General features: G+C 62.5%; 7 protein-coding genes. 5 read left to right on the plus strand and 2 right to left on the minus strand.

Annotation, left to right across the window (positions count from 1 at the left end; all coding sequences use genetic code 11):
* The first annotated feature begins 85 nt into the window (after positions 1-85).
* The 3 genes from ACVNHC_RS12105 (at position 86) to ACVNHC_RS12115 (ending at position 7,212) form a co-directional block, all read left to right on the plus strand.
* Positions 86-3,823, plus strand: coding sequence for a vitamin B12-dependent ribonucleotide reductase (locus ACVNHC_RS12105; protein WP_457167423.1), 3,738 nt, complete (start codon positions 86-88; stop codon positions 3,821-3,823).
* A gap of 186 nt (positions 3,824-4,009) precedes the next feature.
* The gene (locus ACVNHC_RS12110; protein ID WP_457167424.1) at positions 4,010-5,860 is read left to right on the plus strand and encodes a hypothetical protein; all 1,851 of its coding nucleotides are present in this window, start codon (positions 4,010-4,012) and stop codon (positions 5,858-5,860) included.
* Between the two features lie 1,145 nt (positions 5,861-7,005).
* Positions 7,006-7,212: a hypothetical protein gene (locus tag ACVNHC_RS12115; RefSeq protein ID WP_055455395.1), complete on the plus strand. Its 207-nt coding sequence runs from the start codon at positions 7,006-7,008 to the stop codon at positions 7,210-7,212.
* A gap of 282 nt (positions 7,213-7,494) precedes the next feature.
* On the opposite strand, the gene ACVNHC_RS12120 is transcribed toward ACVNHC_RS12115, so the two are convergent.
* On the minus strand, positions 7,495-9,513 hold the full coding sequence (locus ACVNHC_RS12120; RefSeq protein ID WP_457167425.1) for a L,D-transpeptidase family protein: 2,019 nt from the start codon (positions 9,511-9,513) through the stop codon (positions 7,495-7,497).
* Positions 9,514-9,870: 357 nt separating this feature from the next.
* Positions 9,871-10,437 carry a single-stranded DNA-binding protein gene (locus tag ACVNHC_RS12125; protein WP_457167426.1) on the minus strand — a complete coding sequence of 189 codons (567 nt, stop codon included), beginning with the start codon at positions 10,435-10,437 and terminating at the stop codon, positions 9,871-9,873.
* 822 nt (positions 10,438-11,259) lie between these two features.
* On the opposite strand from ACVNHC_RS12125, the gene uvrA reads away from it, so the two are divergent.
* Both uvrA and ACVNHC_RS12135 read left to right on the plus strand, forming a co-directional pair.
* Positions 11,260-14,169, plus strand: coding sequence for an excinuclease ABC subunit UvrA (gene uvrA, locus ACVNHC_RS12130; protein ID WP_457167698.1), 2,910 nt, complete (start codon positions 11,260-11,262; stop codon positions 14,167-14,169).
* A 696-nt stretch (positions 14,170-14,865) separates the two neighbouring features.
* Positions 14,866-15,015 (plus strand): DUF1127 domain-containing protein, encoded by a 150-nt coding sequence (locus tag ACVNHC_RS12135; protein WP_019966089.1) that lies wholly within the window; start codon positions 14,866-14,868, stop codon positions 15,013-15,015.
* Positions 15,016-15,339: the final 324 nt, after the last annotated feature.

Below are 15,339 nucleotides of genomic sequence, written 5' to 3' on the forward strand. Positions count from 1 at the left end.
TGCGGCTGCGCCCGGGCAACGGATTTTTGCGGCCTGACGCAAGGCGGATCGCCTGCCGGGCCGGCACGTTGAAGGGGGCATGGGAATGCGGATTGAACGGCGTTACACCAAGGATGGACAGTCCCCTTACGCTGAGATCGACTTCACCACGACCACGAGCGAGATCCGCAATCCGGATGGCTCCGTCGTGTTCCGTCTCGCGGACATTCAGGTTCCGGCCCAGTTCTCGCAGGTCGCCTCCGACATTCTCGCCCAGAAGTATTTCCGCAAGGCCGGCGTTCCGGCCCGCCTGAAGCCGGTGGAAGAGAACACCGTTCCCTCCTGGCTGTGGCGCCGCGAGGCCGACATGGCCGCTCTCGAAGCCCTGCCCGAGGGCGAGCGCTTCGGCTCTGAAACCGACGCACGCCAGGTCTTCGACCGTCTGGCCGGCACCTGGACCTATTGGGGCTGGAAGGGCGGCTATTTCGACGGCGAGGCCGATGCCCAGGCCTTCTACGACGAGCTGCGCTTCATGCTGGCGACCCAGAAGGTGGCGCCGAACAGCCCGCAGTGGTTCAACACCGGCCTGCACTGGGCCTATGGCATCGACGGCCCCAGCCAGGGCCACTTCTATGTCGATTTCCAGACCGGCGAGCTGGTCAAGTCCGCCACCGCCTATGAACATCCGCAGCCGCACGCCTGCTTCATCCAGTCCGTCGAGGACGATCTCGTCAACGAGAACGGCATCATGGACCTGTGGGTGCGCGAGGCGCGCCTGTTCAAATACGGCTCGGGCACCGGCTCCAACTTCTCGCGCCTGCGCAGCGAGGGCGAAAAGCTGTCCGGCGGCGGCCGCTCCTCCGGCCTGATGAGCTTCCTGAAGATCGGCGACCGGGCTGCGGGCGCCATCAAGTCCGGCGGCACCACACGCCGCGCCGCCAAGATGGTGGTCGTGGATGTGGACCATCCGGACATCGAGGACTACATCAACTGGAAGGTCAAGGAAGAGCAGAAGGTGGCCGCCCTCGTCACCGGCTCGAAGATCTGCCAGAAGCACCTGACCGCCATCATGAAGGCCTGCGTCAACTGCGAGGCGGACAATGGCGACTGCTTCGACCCGGCCAAGAACCCGGCTCTGAAGCGCGAGATCCGTGCCGCCAAGAAGATGATGGTGCCGGAAAACTACATCCGCCGCGTCATCCAGTTCGCCCGTCAGGGCTACACCAACATCGAATTCCCCGCCTACAACACCGACTGGGATTCGGAAGCCTATCTGACCGTTGCCGGCCAGAACTCCAACAACTCCGTGCGCGTCACCGACGGCTTCCTCAAGGCCGTGACAGATGACGGCACCTGGGACCTGACCGCCCGCAAGGACGGCAAGGTGATGAAGACGCTGAAGGCGCGCGAGCTGTGGGAGCAGATCGGCTATGCCGCCTGGGCCTCGGCCGATCCCGGCATCCAGTATCACACCACCATCAACGACTGGCACACCTGCCCGGCCTCGGGCGAGATCCGCGCCTCCAACCCCTGCTCGGAATACATGTTCCTGGACGACACGGCCTGCAATCTGGCGTCCCTGAACCTGATGCAGTTCCGCCGCGAGGACCGTTCCTTCGACGTGGACGCCTATGAGCATGCGGTGCGCCTGTGGACCGTGGTGCTGGAAATCTCCGTGCTGATGGCGCAGTTCCCGTCCAAGGAAATCGCCGAGCTGTCCTACCGCTTCCGCACCCTCGGCCTTGGCTATGCCAACATCGGCGGCCTGCTGATGACCTCCGGCATTCCCTATGACAGCGACGCGGGCCGCGCCCTTTGCGGTGCCCTGTCGGCCATCATGACCGGCGTGTCCTATGCCACCTCCGCCGAAATGGCCGGTGAGCTGGGCGCCTTCCCCGGCTATGGCGACAACGCCGCCCATATGCTGCGCGTCATCCGCAACCACCGCCGCGCCGCCCATGGCGAGGCAGCGGGCTACGAGGCACTTTCCACCAACCCGGTGCCGCTGGACCATGCCTCCTGCCCGGACAAGGTGCTGATCGAGCGGTCGAAGCTTGCCTGGGACCGGGCGCTGGAGCTGGGCGAAAAGCACGGCTACCGCAATGCGCAGGTCTCCGTCATTGCCCCCACCGGCACCATCGGCCTGGTGATGGACTGCGACACCACCGGCATCGAACCCGACTTCGCGCTGGTGAAGTTCAAGAAGCTGGCCGGCGGCGGCTATTTCAAGATCATCAACCGCGCCGTGCCCGAAGCCCTCGAGGTGCTGGGCTACAAGCCGAGCGAGATCGCCGAGATCGAGGCTTTTGCCGTCGGCCATGGCTCGCTGGATCAGGCACCGGGCGTGAACCCGTCCAGCCTCAAGGCCAAAGGCTTCACCGAGGACAGCCTTGCCAAGCTCAAGGGCTCGCTGAAGTCCGCCTTCGACATCAAGTTCGTCTTCAACCGCTGGACGCTGGGCGATGAACAGCTGACCGCCCTTGGCGTCACGGCGGAGCAGATGAACGACCCGGCCTTCGAGCTGCTGCCGTTCCTCGGCTTCTCCAAGGCCGAGATCGAGGCTGCCAACATTCACGTCTGCGGTGCCATGACGCTGGAAGGCGCGCCCTTCCTGAAGAAGGAGCATTACCCGGTCTTCGACTGCGCCAACCCCTGCGGCAAGACCGGCAAGCGCTACCTTTCGGTCGAAAGCCACATCCGCATGATGGCCGCCGCCCAGCCCTTCATTTCCGGCGCCATTTCCAAGACGATCAACATGCCGAACGAGGCAACGGTTGACGACTGCAAGGAAGCCTACATGCTGTCCTGGCGGCTGGCGCTGAAGGCCAACGCGCTCTACCGCGACGGCTCCAAGCTGTCCCAGCCGCTGAACTCGCAGCTCATCGCCGATGAGGACGAGGACGCGGAAGAGGCTGCCGAGGCAATTGCCGCCAAGCCCGCCGCCGCCAAGGCCGAAGTCATTGCCGAGCGCATCGTCGAGCGGATCATCGAGCGCACCGTCCGTGCCCGCGAGAAGATGCCGGACCGGCGCAAGGGCTACACCCAGAAGGCCCGGGTCGGCGGCCACAAGGTGTATCTCACCACCGGCGAGTATCAGGATGGCCGCCTCGGCGAGATCTTCATCGACATGCACAAGGAAGGCGCCGCCTTCCGCTCCCTGATGAACAACTTCGCCATCGCCATTTCGCTCGGCCTGCAATATGGCGTGCCGCTGGAGGAATATGTCGACGCCTTCACCTTCACCCGCTTTGAACCGGCGGGCATGGTGCAGGGCAACGAGGCGATCAAGAACGCCACGTCGATCCTCGACTACATCTTCCGCGAGCTGGCCGTCTCCTACCTGGGCCGTCATGACCTTGCCCACGTGCCGCCGGAAGCCATCGGCAACACCGGCATCAGCGCGGGCGCCAGCGAAGGGCGCGGCGAACAGGGCGTCGTCTCCCACGGCCTCGTGCGCGGCCAGACCGAGCGCTTCCGCCTCGTCTCCGCCAGCGGCGAACCGGCCGGCTCGCTCGCCGGTCAAAGCGCAGCGCACGGCCCGGCAGCTGGGGGCATGGCTCCGGCCGTGAAGGGCGCCGCAACCGCCCCCATCGTCCAGACTGTGGCCCAGACTTCCGCCGTCGCCACCGCCTTTGCCCGCTCGGGCAACACGGAACTGGCCGTCAAACTCGAAACCGCCCCCGCCCCGGTAGCGGCCCCCTCTTCCGCCGCCGAGCGCATCGCCCAGGCCCGGATGAAAGGCTACGAAGGCGAAAGCTGCTCCGAATGCGGCAACTTCACCATGGTCCGCAACGGCACCTGCCTGAAATGCGACACCTGTGGTTCCACGAGCGGGTGCAGCTGAGGGGTGAGGTTTGTCCCTGTCCCGAGTCGCATAGGATGGCCAATTTAGGTCAATAAGCGGCTCAAACGACCCGGAAACGAAAGAACTCGCCCATCGGAGACGATCGGGCGGGTTTTGTACATGGTTGTCACCTGATCTTAGAACGTTGCCGCTTGAAGGAAACGACCCGATTTGAAAAACTGTCGGATGCAGAAGCTTGGGCTTACAATGTGGGCGAAGGTCAAGCATTGGCTGTTCGTTAATCAGCAGGCTCAAATCGATGACATCGGAAGTAGTGAAATGCTGATCGATTATCTGAAAGAGTTCCCAATTCCGACGGCTTTACTACCCACTAGGCTCCGGGCACTCTTGGAACCGGTCGGAGACGATCCTGCGCAAAGGGTCGAGGTGACGGCGTTTCGTGATAGGAACCAACACGATCCCAACAGTGAAGCCGTCCACATGACTATGGCCACCGTGCCAGAGGACGCACTCGCCTCTTTGGGTGTCCTTGATGAGGCTGGCGATGGTGTCGTTGCCTTCTCGGTGCCCGACATAGAAAATCGGAGTGGGCTGACGGCGTTCGCACCTTCAATATCGGGTCATGAATACATCGTCGCGTCCTGGGGAAACGGCTCTTTCTACAGCTACGCCTTGGCTGAGAAAGTATGGATGGCACTGGGTTTGTCGTCTCGAACTCTGGGAGGCGCACAGCAGCGGATCATTTACGATGATCTGTCCTTGCCCGAGTTCGCGATCGCGGAGGGAGAAATCTCGACCCAGTACTACTACTCGGCGCAGAGAAGTGTTCAGTGGACTATGTCCAACGAGTATCTGAGACGGTACCTTTGGATGCGAGGAGCACACGGCGTCAGGGTCTTCTTCTACGAAGCCTTGCTACCCGAAAGTCCTGAATTGCGCTCGCTGATGGCGGATCAAACTCATGTCGAACTCGCACCTGAAGGTGGATGGTTTCGGCTGAACATTCAGGAATTCAATGGCGGTTTACTCATCCAGGTTTGGGCCTCGGTGGCAGCTGTTGCGCCCGAACTGTGCTCTGAGCAGACTGCCGACGGATTGATTTGGCCCGGCGCGAAAGAGCCTATGACCCGCAAAAAAGCGAACGCTTTGGTACGCTTGGATCCTGTCTATTTGGACGATAGATTTCTTGAGCGGTACGAGCAGAGCAGCTTCTTTGATACAAGGCCAGTCAACGTCTATGGGCAATGGCATTGCAGCCCATCTTACCTTGGTCAGTGGAGCTTCACAGATTGCGTACGGGTTGGCCGCAATCTTATAAGAGTTTCGATGAGAGAGCTTTACAAGCCCAAGCCCGATCGCGAGATCGTCCACGCGCATGCGTTCGCATTGGATCCATCACAGGTTACTGGATTCGATCTTGCCGAGGAACACATTGTCGCCAAGATCGGCAGGTTCGTGGCTCAACTCCTTGAACTGGGAAAAAGTCTGTCAGCCCTTTGCGGCGTTTTGGACATCCAAGCGACTGCGGAGGAGGTTGTTGGGCTATGCCGTGTAGAACTCGGGAAGAACGGCTGGCTGCACTATCCAGAACTCTCACGTCTAGCCCAGGTGGCACCCCTGTCCATGACAGAGCAGGCATTCCTCTCCAGGTGCAAGAGCATCCATGAACTCTGGCAGCGGATACCCAATGGGCTCCTGCGGAACCTGCTCGTGCAGGCTGGTCACACACGTAAGGACCTCAAGGACCTAGGGAGCCTTAAGTTGATGCAGGCATTGTGCAACGTCCTAGAAAGACTGAATTCCGACGGCGAGCAGGTAGATGCGTTCGGTTCGGATCCCCAACCCAATGACCTCACAGATCGCAATCCGGCCCTCGCGGCCCTGTTTGTCAATAACGATCTACGAATAGCAGATGCACATGATTCAGGTGGCGTGCTGATCCGCCTGGAAGCACTTGGGTTCGACACGGCGGGTTTAAACCAGGGCTATGGCCGAGCTTTGGACCACGTGTTAGATGGCATCATCGAGGGATTCGCTCACCTCAATTCCGAATTGCGCAGACTGCTCCAACTCTAAGGCAGTTCATCAACAATGCGCCGTTCAACAATGACATTGCCCCAAGGCTCTATCCAGTTTTGAGTTCGTTTCCGGCATTGTTGTTGTGCTGATAGTCCGATGAAGTTGAGGGCGATGGCGCAGCGCCAGAGCCGTGCAACTCGTGTGAAACACTCCGGCAGTGCCCCTTCCCTGCTCCCGCAATAAAAATGGCGGCCCCGGTTAGGCCGACTTCATGAGGTTTCAGCTCTCAAATCTCAGCTTTTCGCAATTCCCCCTACACTCCGCGCCGTCCCGATCCTGTGCCGGGATCTGTCAGGGACGCAATTGGCGGAGAACTGTCCGGAATATCCCCCCCGACAGATCACCCCTCCTCCTCCTCCTCCTCCTCCTCCCACCCCACCATCATCATCCCGAACGAAGCGCAGCGGAGATCCGGGAGCGGTGAGCCGGGGCATACCGTCACGCGCCATCCGCACCCCGGCTCTCCGGTCCCGGCGCGGGGGCCGGGATGACGCATCGAGAGGGTCGAGGACCATAACAGGCCCCGGCAAAAGGCCGGGGCGGCGCGGCGCGGGGTTTTCTGGCCCGGTGGAGGTAGCCCGGCGGCGGTGGCTGCCCACTGGCGGCGGTGATGGCGGCCTCCGTTCGCAAACCGCTTTTGCCCGCAAAGCATAAGCAATACCAGCAGCCGATCCGAATGCGGGTTAGAAGGGACCTCCTCGCCCCACACTCCTCGCCGTCCCGGCCCCAGATCCTAAACTTGGGCCGGGACCTGTAAGGGACGCAATAGCCAAAGAGCTGTCAGCCCCTCCCCTCCATCATCATCCCGGACGAAGCGCAGCAGAGATCCGGGACCGGTGAGCCGCCCCCCGTCACGCTCCATCAGCAGCCCGGCTCTCCGGTCCCGGCTCGGGGGCCGGGATGACGCGTTGAGAGGGGTTGAGGACCATGACAGGCCCCTGCGCATGCTCCGGACTTCCGGGCCAAGGCGGCGCCGTGGAGGTGTCCGCAGTGGTGGAATGACAGCAAACCGACGCTCGGAATGAAGGCGGCAGCGCCGGGAGGGCTCATATGGGCGGAGCACGCCGCCGGTCCGGCTGAACAAATGCCCCACACTGGATATTTCCGGGAAAGAGCTCTATATTTAACGCTGCGAGGCAGACATGAAGATTGAGACAAGCCACTATCCGCAGCTCAGGCTGCTCTGCTGGAGCCGTCCCGGAAATCCGGTGCTGGACGGACAGGAGGCTTTTGATCTTTACGAGCGCAACTGGCGTTTTGTCGATACGGAAGCTCTCGAGGACGGCGAACGCAGCCTGATTGCGCTGCTGACGGCACGCTATGGCAACGGCATCATGCTGGCTGCCTGAGGCTGGCATGGCAAGGCTCTTCAAGCGCCCGCACCATCAGGCCATTCTGACTCCATGCCCCACTAGAAAAAAGGCGGCCCCGGTTGGGCCGCCTGAGGTTGATGACAAAGCAGGCTTTCTTCTCTTTCGTCATGGTCGGGCTTGTCCCGACCATCTGCAAGCCATTGATTTGTATAGATCCTCGGCACAAGGCCGAGGATGACGATGGAGAAGCAGCAGGTTTGTCAGCAGTCTGAGGCGGCCCCGGTTGGGCCGCCTTCATCAGGTTTATGCGTTCAGACCTCAGCTTTCCGCCGTTCCCCGCGCCTTGCGGGTGGCCTCGAGGGCTTTCTGCAGATAGGCGTCGCGGTCATAGACATCGCCGAAATAGCCGATGCTGCCATCCGTCTGCGGCCAGGCGGTGAAATAGGCAATATAGACCGGGATGTTCCCGGCAACGTCTTCCGAGTTGTTCTTGCCCGTGGCAATGCGGCTGGCCACATGCGCCTCGGTCTTGCCCAGCACGGCGGCGGCCATGGCGCGCGGGTCGGCAAGGCGCACGCAGCCGTGGCTGAAGGCGCGCATGTCCTTCTTGAACAGCGAGCGCGACGGCGTGTCATGCATGTAGATGGCGTGCTTGTTGGGGAAGAGGATCTTCAGCTCGCCAAGCGCGTTGTCATCGCCCGGGCGCTGGCGCACGTTGACCCGCATCTTGCCGGTCGCCACCGCATGCCAGTCGACGCTGGCCGAGGAAACCGGCTTGCCGGAAGCGGTCGTCACCTCATAACCGGCCTTGTCGAGCCACGCCGGATCCTGCTGCAGCTTCGACAGCTTCTCATTGACGATGATCGAATAGGGCACGCCCCAATAGGGGTTGTACTCCACCGTCTCGATGGTGTCGTAGAAGAAGTTGGTCTGGTTCGACTTCTTGCCGATGACCGCGCGCATTTCCAGCGGCGCCTTGCCCGGCTCGAAATAGGCGACCGTGAAGGCTGGCTGGTTGATGAAGACGCGGCGCTCGCCCAGGTTTTCCGGCAGCCAGCGCATCCGCTCCAGCGCCAGTTCCACCTTGGCGATCTTCGAGGCGTTGCTTTCGCCCGTCAGCGCCTGGATGGTGCCCGCCCCCACCACGCCATCGGCATTGAGCCCGGCTTCGGCCTGATAGGCCTTGACCAGACCGGCGATGGCATCGCTGTAAAGCTCCTCGCCCATATAGGTGTCGAGCAGATCCTTGTGCGCCTCCAGCAGCGCCGCAGAGCCGCGCAGGCGGATGGCGGCGACCACATTCTTCACCTCCGGGCTGGACTTGCCCGGCTTCAGCAGCGTGCCGGCCGCAATCACCACCTGCGGGGTATCGGCGGTCTCGCGCTTCAGCCGCGCCAGCTCTTCCACCAGCGCGGTGAACTGGGGCGATGCCAGCTGGCGCGAGCGCAGGTACTGTCCCGCATCGGCAGCCGCCGCCAGCCCTTTCGCCTCGGCCGTCAGGTCCACCTTGTGGCGCGGCAGGTCGTGATAGCCGGAGATGCGGTTCGGATCGACCCGGCCACGTCGCGCGTCCAGCAGATAGGTGAGCGCCGCGATGGACGCCTTCACCTCAAAATCCACCAGAGCCGCATCGCGAGCGGCCGGCTCAAGGCCGGTGAGCGCAGGCGCCTCGACCCGGTAATCGGCCGGATCCAACCCGAAATCCCCCGCCCGCTCCAGCTCGGACTTCAGCGCGGCGAACCGGGCACCGGGCGCACCATTTTCGACCCAGACGAAACGCGGCTCCTGCGCGTAGAACGTTTCGACCGCCTTGGCCACTTCCGGCAAGGCCTTGAAACTGAGGGCGGCAAAGGCCGGACGCGCCGCGTCAAAGGCCAGAGCCGCCTTATCCTCGGCGGGCTCCGGCTGAACGGCCGGCGAAGCGATGCTGCCGGTCTGGTCAGCCACAGAGTGAGGTGCAACGGCCTGAGGTGCAACGGGCTGAGCGGACACGGTCAGCGCTGTGCCAGTCTCACCGGACGTGGCACCGCCGGCCGTTTGAGCTGCTGCGGGCTGGGGGCTTACGGCCAGCGCCTTCAGAGAGAAGGCCGCCAGCTGATCGGCCTTGTACGTGTAATATTTCGGAGCGGAGACCTTGTTGGCGGCGATCACGGCCTTGTCCAGCACCGGCGCCGGTGCCGGCTGAACAGGCTGGGGCTCTTCCACGGGGCGCCCGCCGAAAATCCGGTCCAGAAACGCATCGGCAGGCTGAACGCTGGCGGTCAGCGTGAGGGAAGCAATGGCAGCGCTTGCCAGAAGTGTGGAGAGGAAACGTGCGGGCTGCAGCGTATGACGCATGGTCTCAAAAGGCCTCAAGCTCGAAATCAGATGAGGACCGGCCACTCGCCCCCGGGGCCAATCCGCTCAATGATGCCGGGGCAGTCCACAAAGCCTCGCAGGTATAAGATCTTGCCGCTGTGACCGGTGTCACAGGAACGGCGGACCGGCAGATGGAGCCCGGTTTCCGAACGTTCAGACCCTGCAGACTGTTCCGCTGGCAGAGCGCAAAGCTATCCTGCCAGCAGCAACCAGATGGTTAATGAAACCCAACCTTCACAACAGTTTGAAACGAATGCCCGGCCCCGGCGCGCGCCTGCATTTCTCTGCAAGGGCGGCCATCAGGCCCGGCCATCCGCAGGCTTCCGCAACACTCCGTCAGAACGGGATCTCGTCGTCCATGCCGCCGCCATAGCCGCCGCCTGCACCACCGGAGCCGCCAGAGCCACCGCCATACCCGCCGCCGCCACCGTAACCGCCGCCGCCGCTCGAACCACCGCCATAGCCGCCGCCACCGCTGGAGCCGCCTTCATAGCCGCCGCCTGAGCCGTAATCCGGCAGTGCGCCACCACCACCGCCGCCGCCGCCTTCACCGCGCCCGTCCAGCATGGTCAGTGCCGAGTTGAAGCCCTGCAGCACCACTTCGGTGGAGAAGCGCTCCTGGCCGCTCTGGTCCTGCCATTTGCGAGTCTGCAGCTGCCCTTCGATGTAAACCTTCGCGCCCTTGCGAAGATATTGCTCGGCGATCTTGCAAAGGCCTTCATTGAAGATCACCACCCGGTGCCATTCGGTGCGCTCGCGCCGCTCCCCCGACCCGCGGTCCCGCCACGTCTCGGATGTGGCAATGCGCAAATTGGCGATGGGACGGCCATCCTGCGTGCGGCGGATCTCGGGATCCGCCCCCAGATTGCCAACCAGAATGACCTTGTTCACGCTACCCGCCATACCAGTGGCTCCTGCTTTATGTCTGTCGTTTGTCGTCCAATCCCGGCACGGGCACAGCCCAAGGCCGGCGCCCCCTGCGCCTGCCCGCTGCTCACAAGAACAGCCTGGAAACACGCCCCTTCCGGCCCGGAAGCCAGATCAGGCGCCCTTCTGGACGGCAGCAGAAACCGGTTGATCGGGCGACCCTAACGCCTCTTCGCCCCTCATGCGAACCATTCTGCCCGGCTGCGCCGCGTTGTCCACAAACCTGGCCGCTTTCAAGCCGCTGCAGGCATAGATTGTTCTTTTTTTGTTCCTATCGTCAAGAGCCATTTTCCTGCCTTGGCGGAAAAGACCCGGCCCGCCGGAAAAGAGGCACGACAGCAGTTTTTCGCGGAGATGCGGCTTGCTTCAGATTTTTGTTCCTGTTACGTTCCTTACGAAATGTGATCCGGCAGACCCGCAAAAACGTAGGCCAAGCCGCAGATTGTCAAAGGCCTGCCCTTGAAGATGCGAAGGAAGGACCGCAGATGAGACAGACGGAACATTCCGGACAGACGGGTCCGTCCTTGCCGGTCAAGCACGAACCATCGCCGCAGCTCAGACTTTTCTCAGGCTGATTTTTTCACGACCCTTCCACCGCGCCTGACCGGAACAAGCCAGGACATTCTCATCCGCACAGCATTTTGCCAGTTGAGGCCTGTTGTGCGGCGCTTATAACTGCTGCCAGTTTTCATGCCCGCGCCGGGCAAGTTCAGGACGATACCGATGGCCAAGGATGCCGCCGCCGAACCGCAGAGCAAGGAACAGGGATCTGCCCTGACGGGCCTCAGCCGTGACAAGATGATTTCCATCCGCGGCGCGCGCGAGCACAATCTCAAGAACGTTGATCTGGACCTGCCGCGCGACAAGCTGATCGTGATGACGGGCCTGTCCGGTTCGGGCAAGTCGTCTCTCGCCTTCGACACGATCTATGCGGAAGGCCAGCGCCGCTATGTTGAAAGCCTCTCGGCCTATGCCCGCCAGTTTCTGGAGATGATGCAGAAGCCGGATGTGGATCAGATCGACGGCCTGTCTCCCGCCATTTCGATCGAACAGAAAACCACCTCGCGCAACCCGCGCTCGACGGTGGGCACGGTCACCGAGATCTATGACTACATGCGCCTGCTGTTTGCGCGCGTGGGCACCCCCTACTCGCCGGCGACGGGTTTGCCGATCGAGAGCCAGACCGTCAGCCAGATGGTCGACAGGGTCATGTCGCTGGAGGAAGGCACCCGGCTTTACCTGCTGGCTCCGGTGGTGCGCGGGCGCAAGGGCGAGTACCGCAAGGAACTGGCCGAGCTGATGAAAAAGGGCTTCCAGCGGGTCAAGATCAACGGCGAGTTTCATGAGATTTCCGAGGCCCCGGCCCTCGACAAGAAATTCAAGCATGACATCGATGTGGTGGTGGACCGCATCGTCGTGCGCGAGGACATTGCAGGCCGTCTTGCAGACTCCTTCGAAACGGCGTTGAAGCTGGCCGATGGCATTGCCATTGCCGAGTTTGCGGACAAGCCGCTGGAAATCGCCACCGGCAAGGATGCGGTGCTGCAGAACCGCAATGAAACCCATGAGCGGATCATCTTCTCGGAGAAATTCGCCTGCCCGGTGTCCGGCTTCACCATCCCCGAGATCGAGCCCCGCCTCTTCTCCTTCAACAATCCCTTCGGCGCTTGCCCGTCCTGTGACGGCCTCGGCACGACGCTGGCCTTCGAGGCGGACCTGGTGGTGCCCGATCAGAGCCTGTCGCTGCGCGAGGGCGCGGTGCTGCCCTGGGCCAAGACCGGCTCGACCTCACCCTATTATGCCCAGACTCTGGAAGCCATCTGCCGGCATTTCAAGGTGTCCATGGCAACGCCCTGGCGCGAGCTGCCGGATGACGTGCGCCATGCGGTGCTGTACGGCACCGGCAAGACCGAGCTTGAGTTCGTCTATGACGACGGTGTGCGCAGCTACCGCGCAAAGAAGACCTTCGAAGGCGTTCTGGGCAATATCGAGCGGCGCTGGCGCGAAACGGATTCGGCCTGGGTCCGTGAAGAGCTGGAGCGTTTCCAGTCAAACCACCCCTGCCCGGCCTGTAACGGCTACCGCCTGAAGCCCGAGGCGCTCGCCGTCAAGATTGGCGGCAAGCACATCGGCCACGCGGCGGACATGTCGATCCGCGATGCCGGGGCCTGGTTCAACGGGCTGGATGACGCGCTGAACGGCAAGCAGCAGGAAATTGCCGCAAGGATTCTCAAGGAAATCCGCGAGCGGCTGAAATTCCTCAATGATGTGGGGCTGGAGTATCTGTCGCTGTCGCGCAATTCCGGCACGCTGTCGGGCGGCGAAAGCCAGCGGATCCGTCTGGCCTCGCAGATCGGCTCCGGCCTGACGGGCGTTCTTTATGTGCTGGACGAGCCGTCGATCGGCTTGCATCAGCGCGACAACGCAAGGCTTCTCGACACGCTGCGCCACCTGCGCGATCTCGGCAACACCGTGATCGTCGTGGAGCATGACGAGGATGCGGTGCTGACGGCCGATTATGTGGTGGATGTGGGGCCGGGCGCAGGCGTCCACGGCGGCCAGATCGTTGCGAAGGGCACGCCGGCGCAGATCATGGCAGACCCGAATTCGCTCACAGGGCAATATCTGAGCGGGACGCGCGGCATCGCCTTGCCCGCAGAGCGGCGCAAGATCAACAAGAAGCGCCAGATCAAGGTCATCGGCGCGCGCGGCAACAATCTGAAGAATGTCACGGCGGAGATTCCGCTTGGCACCTTCACCTGCATCACCGGCGTCTCGGGGGGCGGCAAGTCCACCTTCCTCATCGACACCCTGTTCCGGTCGGCCGCACGGCGGCTCAACGGCGCACGCGAGAACCCTGCCCCGCATGACCGGATCGAGGGGCTGGAGCATCTCGACAAGGTGATCGACATCGACCAGTCGCCCATCGGCCGGACCCCGCGCTCGAATCCTGCGACCTACACGGGGGCCTTCACGCCGATTCGGGAATGGTTCGCCAGCATGCCGGAATCAAAAGCGCGCGGCTATCAGCCCGGACGCTTCTCCTTCAACGTCAAGGGCGGCCGCTGCGAAGCCTGCCAGGGCGATGGCGTCATCAAGATCGAGATGCACTTCCTGCCCGACATCTATGTCACCTGCGATGTCTGCAAGGGCAAGCGCTACAACCGTGAAACGCTTGAGGTGCAGTTCAAGGGCAAGTCGATCGCCGATGTGCTCGACATGACCGTTGAAGAGGCGGCAGGCTTCTTCTCGGCCGTGCCGGCGGTGCGGGAAAAGATGGAAACCCTGGCGCGGGTGGGGCTCGGCTACATCAAGGTGGGCCAGCAGGCGACGACGCTCTCCGGCGGTGAGGCACAGCGTGTGAAGCTGGCCAAGGAACTGTCACGCCGGTCCACCGGCCGCACACTCTATATCCTCGACGAACCGACGACCGGCCTGCATTTCCATGATGTGGCCAAGCTGCTGGAAGTGCTGCACGAGCTGGTCGAGCAGGGCAATTCGGTGCTGGTGATCGAGCATAATCTCGAGGTCATCAAGACGGCGGACTGGCTGATCGACTTCGGTCCTGAGGGCGGCGATGGCGGCGGCACGGTGGTGGCCGAAGGCCGTCCGGAGGATGTGGCCGCGAATCCCGCAAGCCATACCGGGCAGTTCCTCAAGGAGCTGCTGGAGCGACGCCCGCAGAAGCGGACAGCCGCTGCCGAGTGACAAGGAAAGGGCGCCTCTGATCGGGTGCCCCGCCCCCTTCCGGGAGCGGACGCCGGAGGCTGAGGACGCACAGACGCGCCGCATATCGGCCGCTGACCGCCTTGAGCGAAGCGGAGATCCGGGGACGGCTCGCAGCGGGAGTTCTCCCGGGGGACCGGCATGACGGGCGGTATAGGCGTGAGGCCTGCCGGGTGCCGGTTCGGGCTGTTTTCAGCAGTTTCCGGCATCTCTTCCGCGAGCAAGCAGACTGACCCGCGGGCCGAAGCGGCGGCCCGCGAGGGCTTCAAGGCCGCAGATCCCTGACTATGAATCCCTTGTGGCAGCTTCTGAAATGTGGCTTGCGCCATGCACCCGGCGCATGTGGCAAGCGCGAATCCGGCTCTCGCTGCATTGCAACACAAGTCTTGCAGCACCACGCAATCGAGACACAACCGGAGGCCTCCTGCATATTTCCTGCTGCAGCGCGAATTTCTGCGTTTTTATCGGTTTAAATGCCCTTCACCTCGCCTGATGACCGCTCATCATCGTTTGTTTTTCCGCCTTGCATAATTCGCATGACTGACATGCCAAACTTCCACTTCTCGCAAATGCGAAAACGGACTATCTCTTGGACATCGGAACGGCGCTGCACCGCACAATGGCCAAACCGGCCGCGGGCCGACAGCTGACGCTCCAGACGGTTCAAGGAACACGAAAATGATCGACACTGTTGTTCGCAAGTACAATTCCTGGGTCAACTACCGCCGCACGGTGGACGAGCTGTCCCGTCTGTCCAATCGCGAACTCAGCGACCTGGGCATTGGCCGCGGCGATATCCGCTTCATCGCACGCCGCGCCAGCATGTAATCAAGATCGCGGTCACAGGCTCTCCTCCTCCCAAGCCTTGTGACTGTGTGCCGGCGGGGTTCTTCTCCTCCCAAACCCTGCCTGCTGAAACAGCGCCCGCCAGTACCTCCTCCCACTGGCGGGCGTTCGTTTGTCTGACGTTCGATACGTCTTTCAAATCAAATCGCTAGACCTTATGTCAGGCTGCCGCAGATTTGCCGGCGGCCTTTTTGCTGTCCGCCCAGCCCTCCCCTTCGCTCACCGCTATCCCTTCCGGCAAAGCAACTCTACGGCAGGTGCACAGCCCTGATTCCGCCCTGCGGCGGAGGGCTTCGCCACAATCCG

The organism is Pannonibacter sp. Q-1 (assembly GCF_054073275.1).

Excerpts from the sequence above, each read along its gene's own strand:
- ACVNHC_RS12115 (WP_055455395.1), top strand. The coding sequence starts at position 7,006 with ATGAAGATTGAGACAAGCCACTATCCGCAGCTCAGGCTGCTCTGCTGG.
- ACVNHC_RS12135 (WP_019966089.1), top strand. The coding sequence starts at position 14,866 with ATGATCGACACTGTTGTTCGCAAGTACAATTCCTGGGTCAACTACCGC.
- ACVNHC_RS12105 (WP_457167423.1), top strand. The coding sequence starts at position 86 with ATGCGGATTGAACGGCGTTACACCAAGGATGGACAGTCCCCTTACGCT.
- ACVNHC_RS12110 (WP_457167424.1), top strand. The coding sequence starts at position 4,010 with ATGCAGAAGCTTGGGCTTACAATGTGGGCGAAGGTCAAGCATTGGCTG.
- ACVNHC_RS12125 (WP_457167426.1), bottom strand. The coding sequence starts at position 10,437 with ATGGCGGGTAGCGTGAACAAGGTCATTCTGGTTGGCAATCTGGGGGCG.
- uvrA (WP_457167698.1), top strand. The coding sequence starts at position 11,260 with ATGATTTCCATCCGCGGCGCGCGCGAGCACAATCTCAAGAACGTTGAT.
- ACVNHC_RS12120 (WP_457167425.1), bottom strand. The coding sequence starts at position 9,513 with ATGCGTCATACGCTGCAGCCCGCACGTTTCCTCTCCACACTTCTGGCA.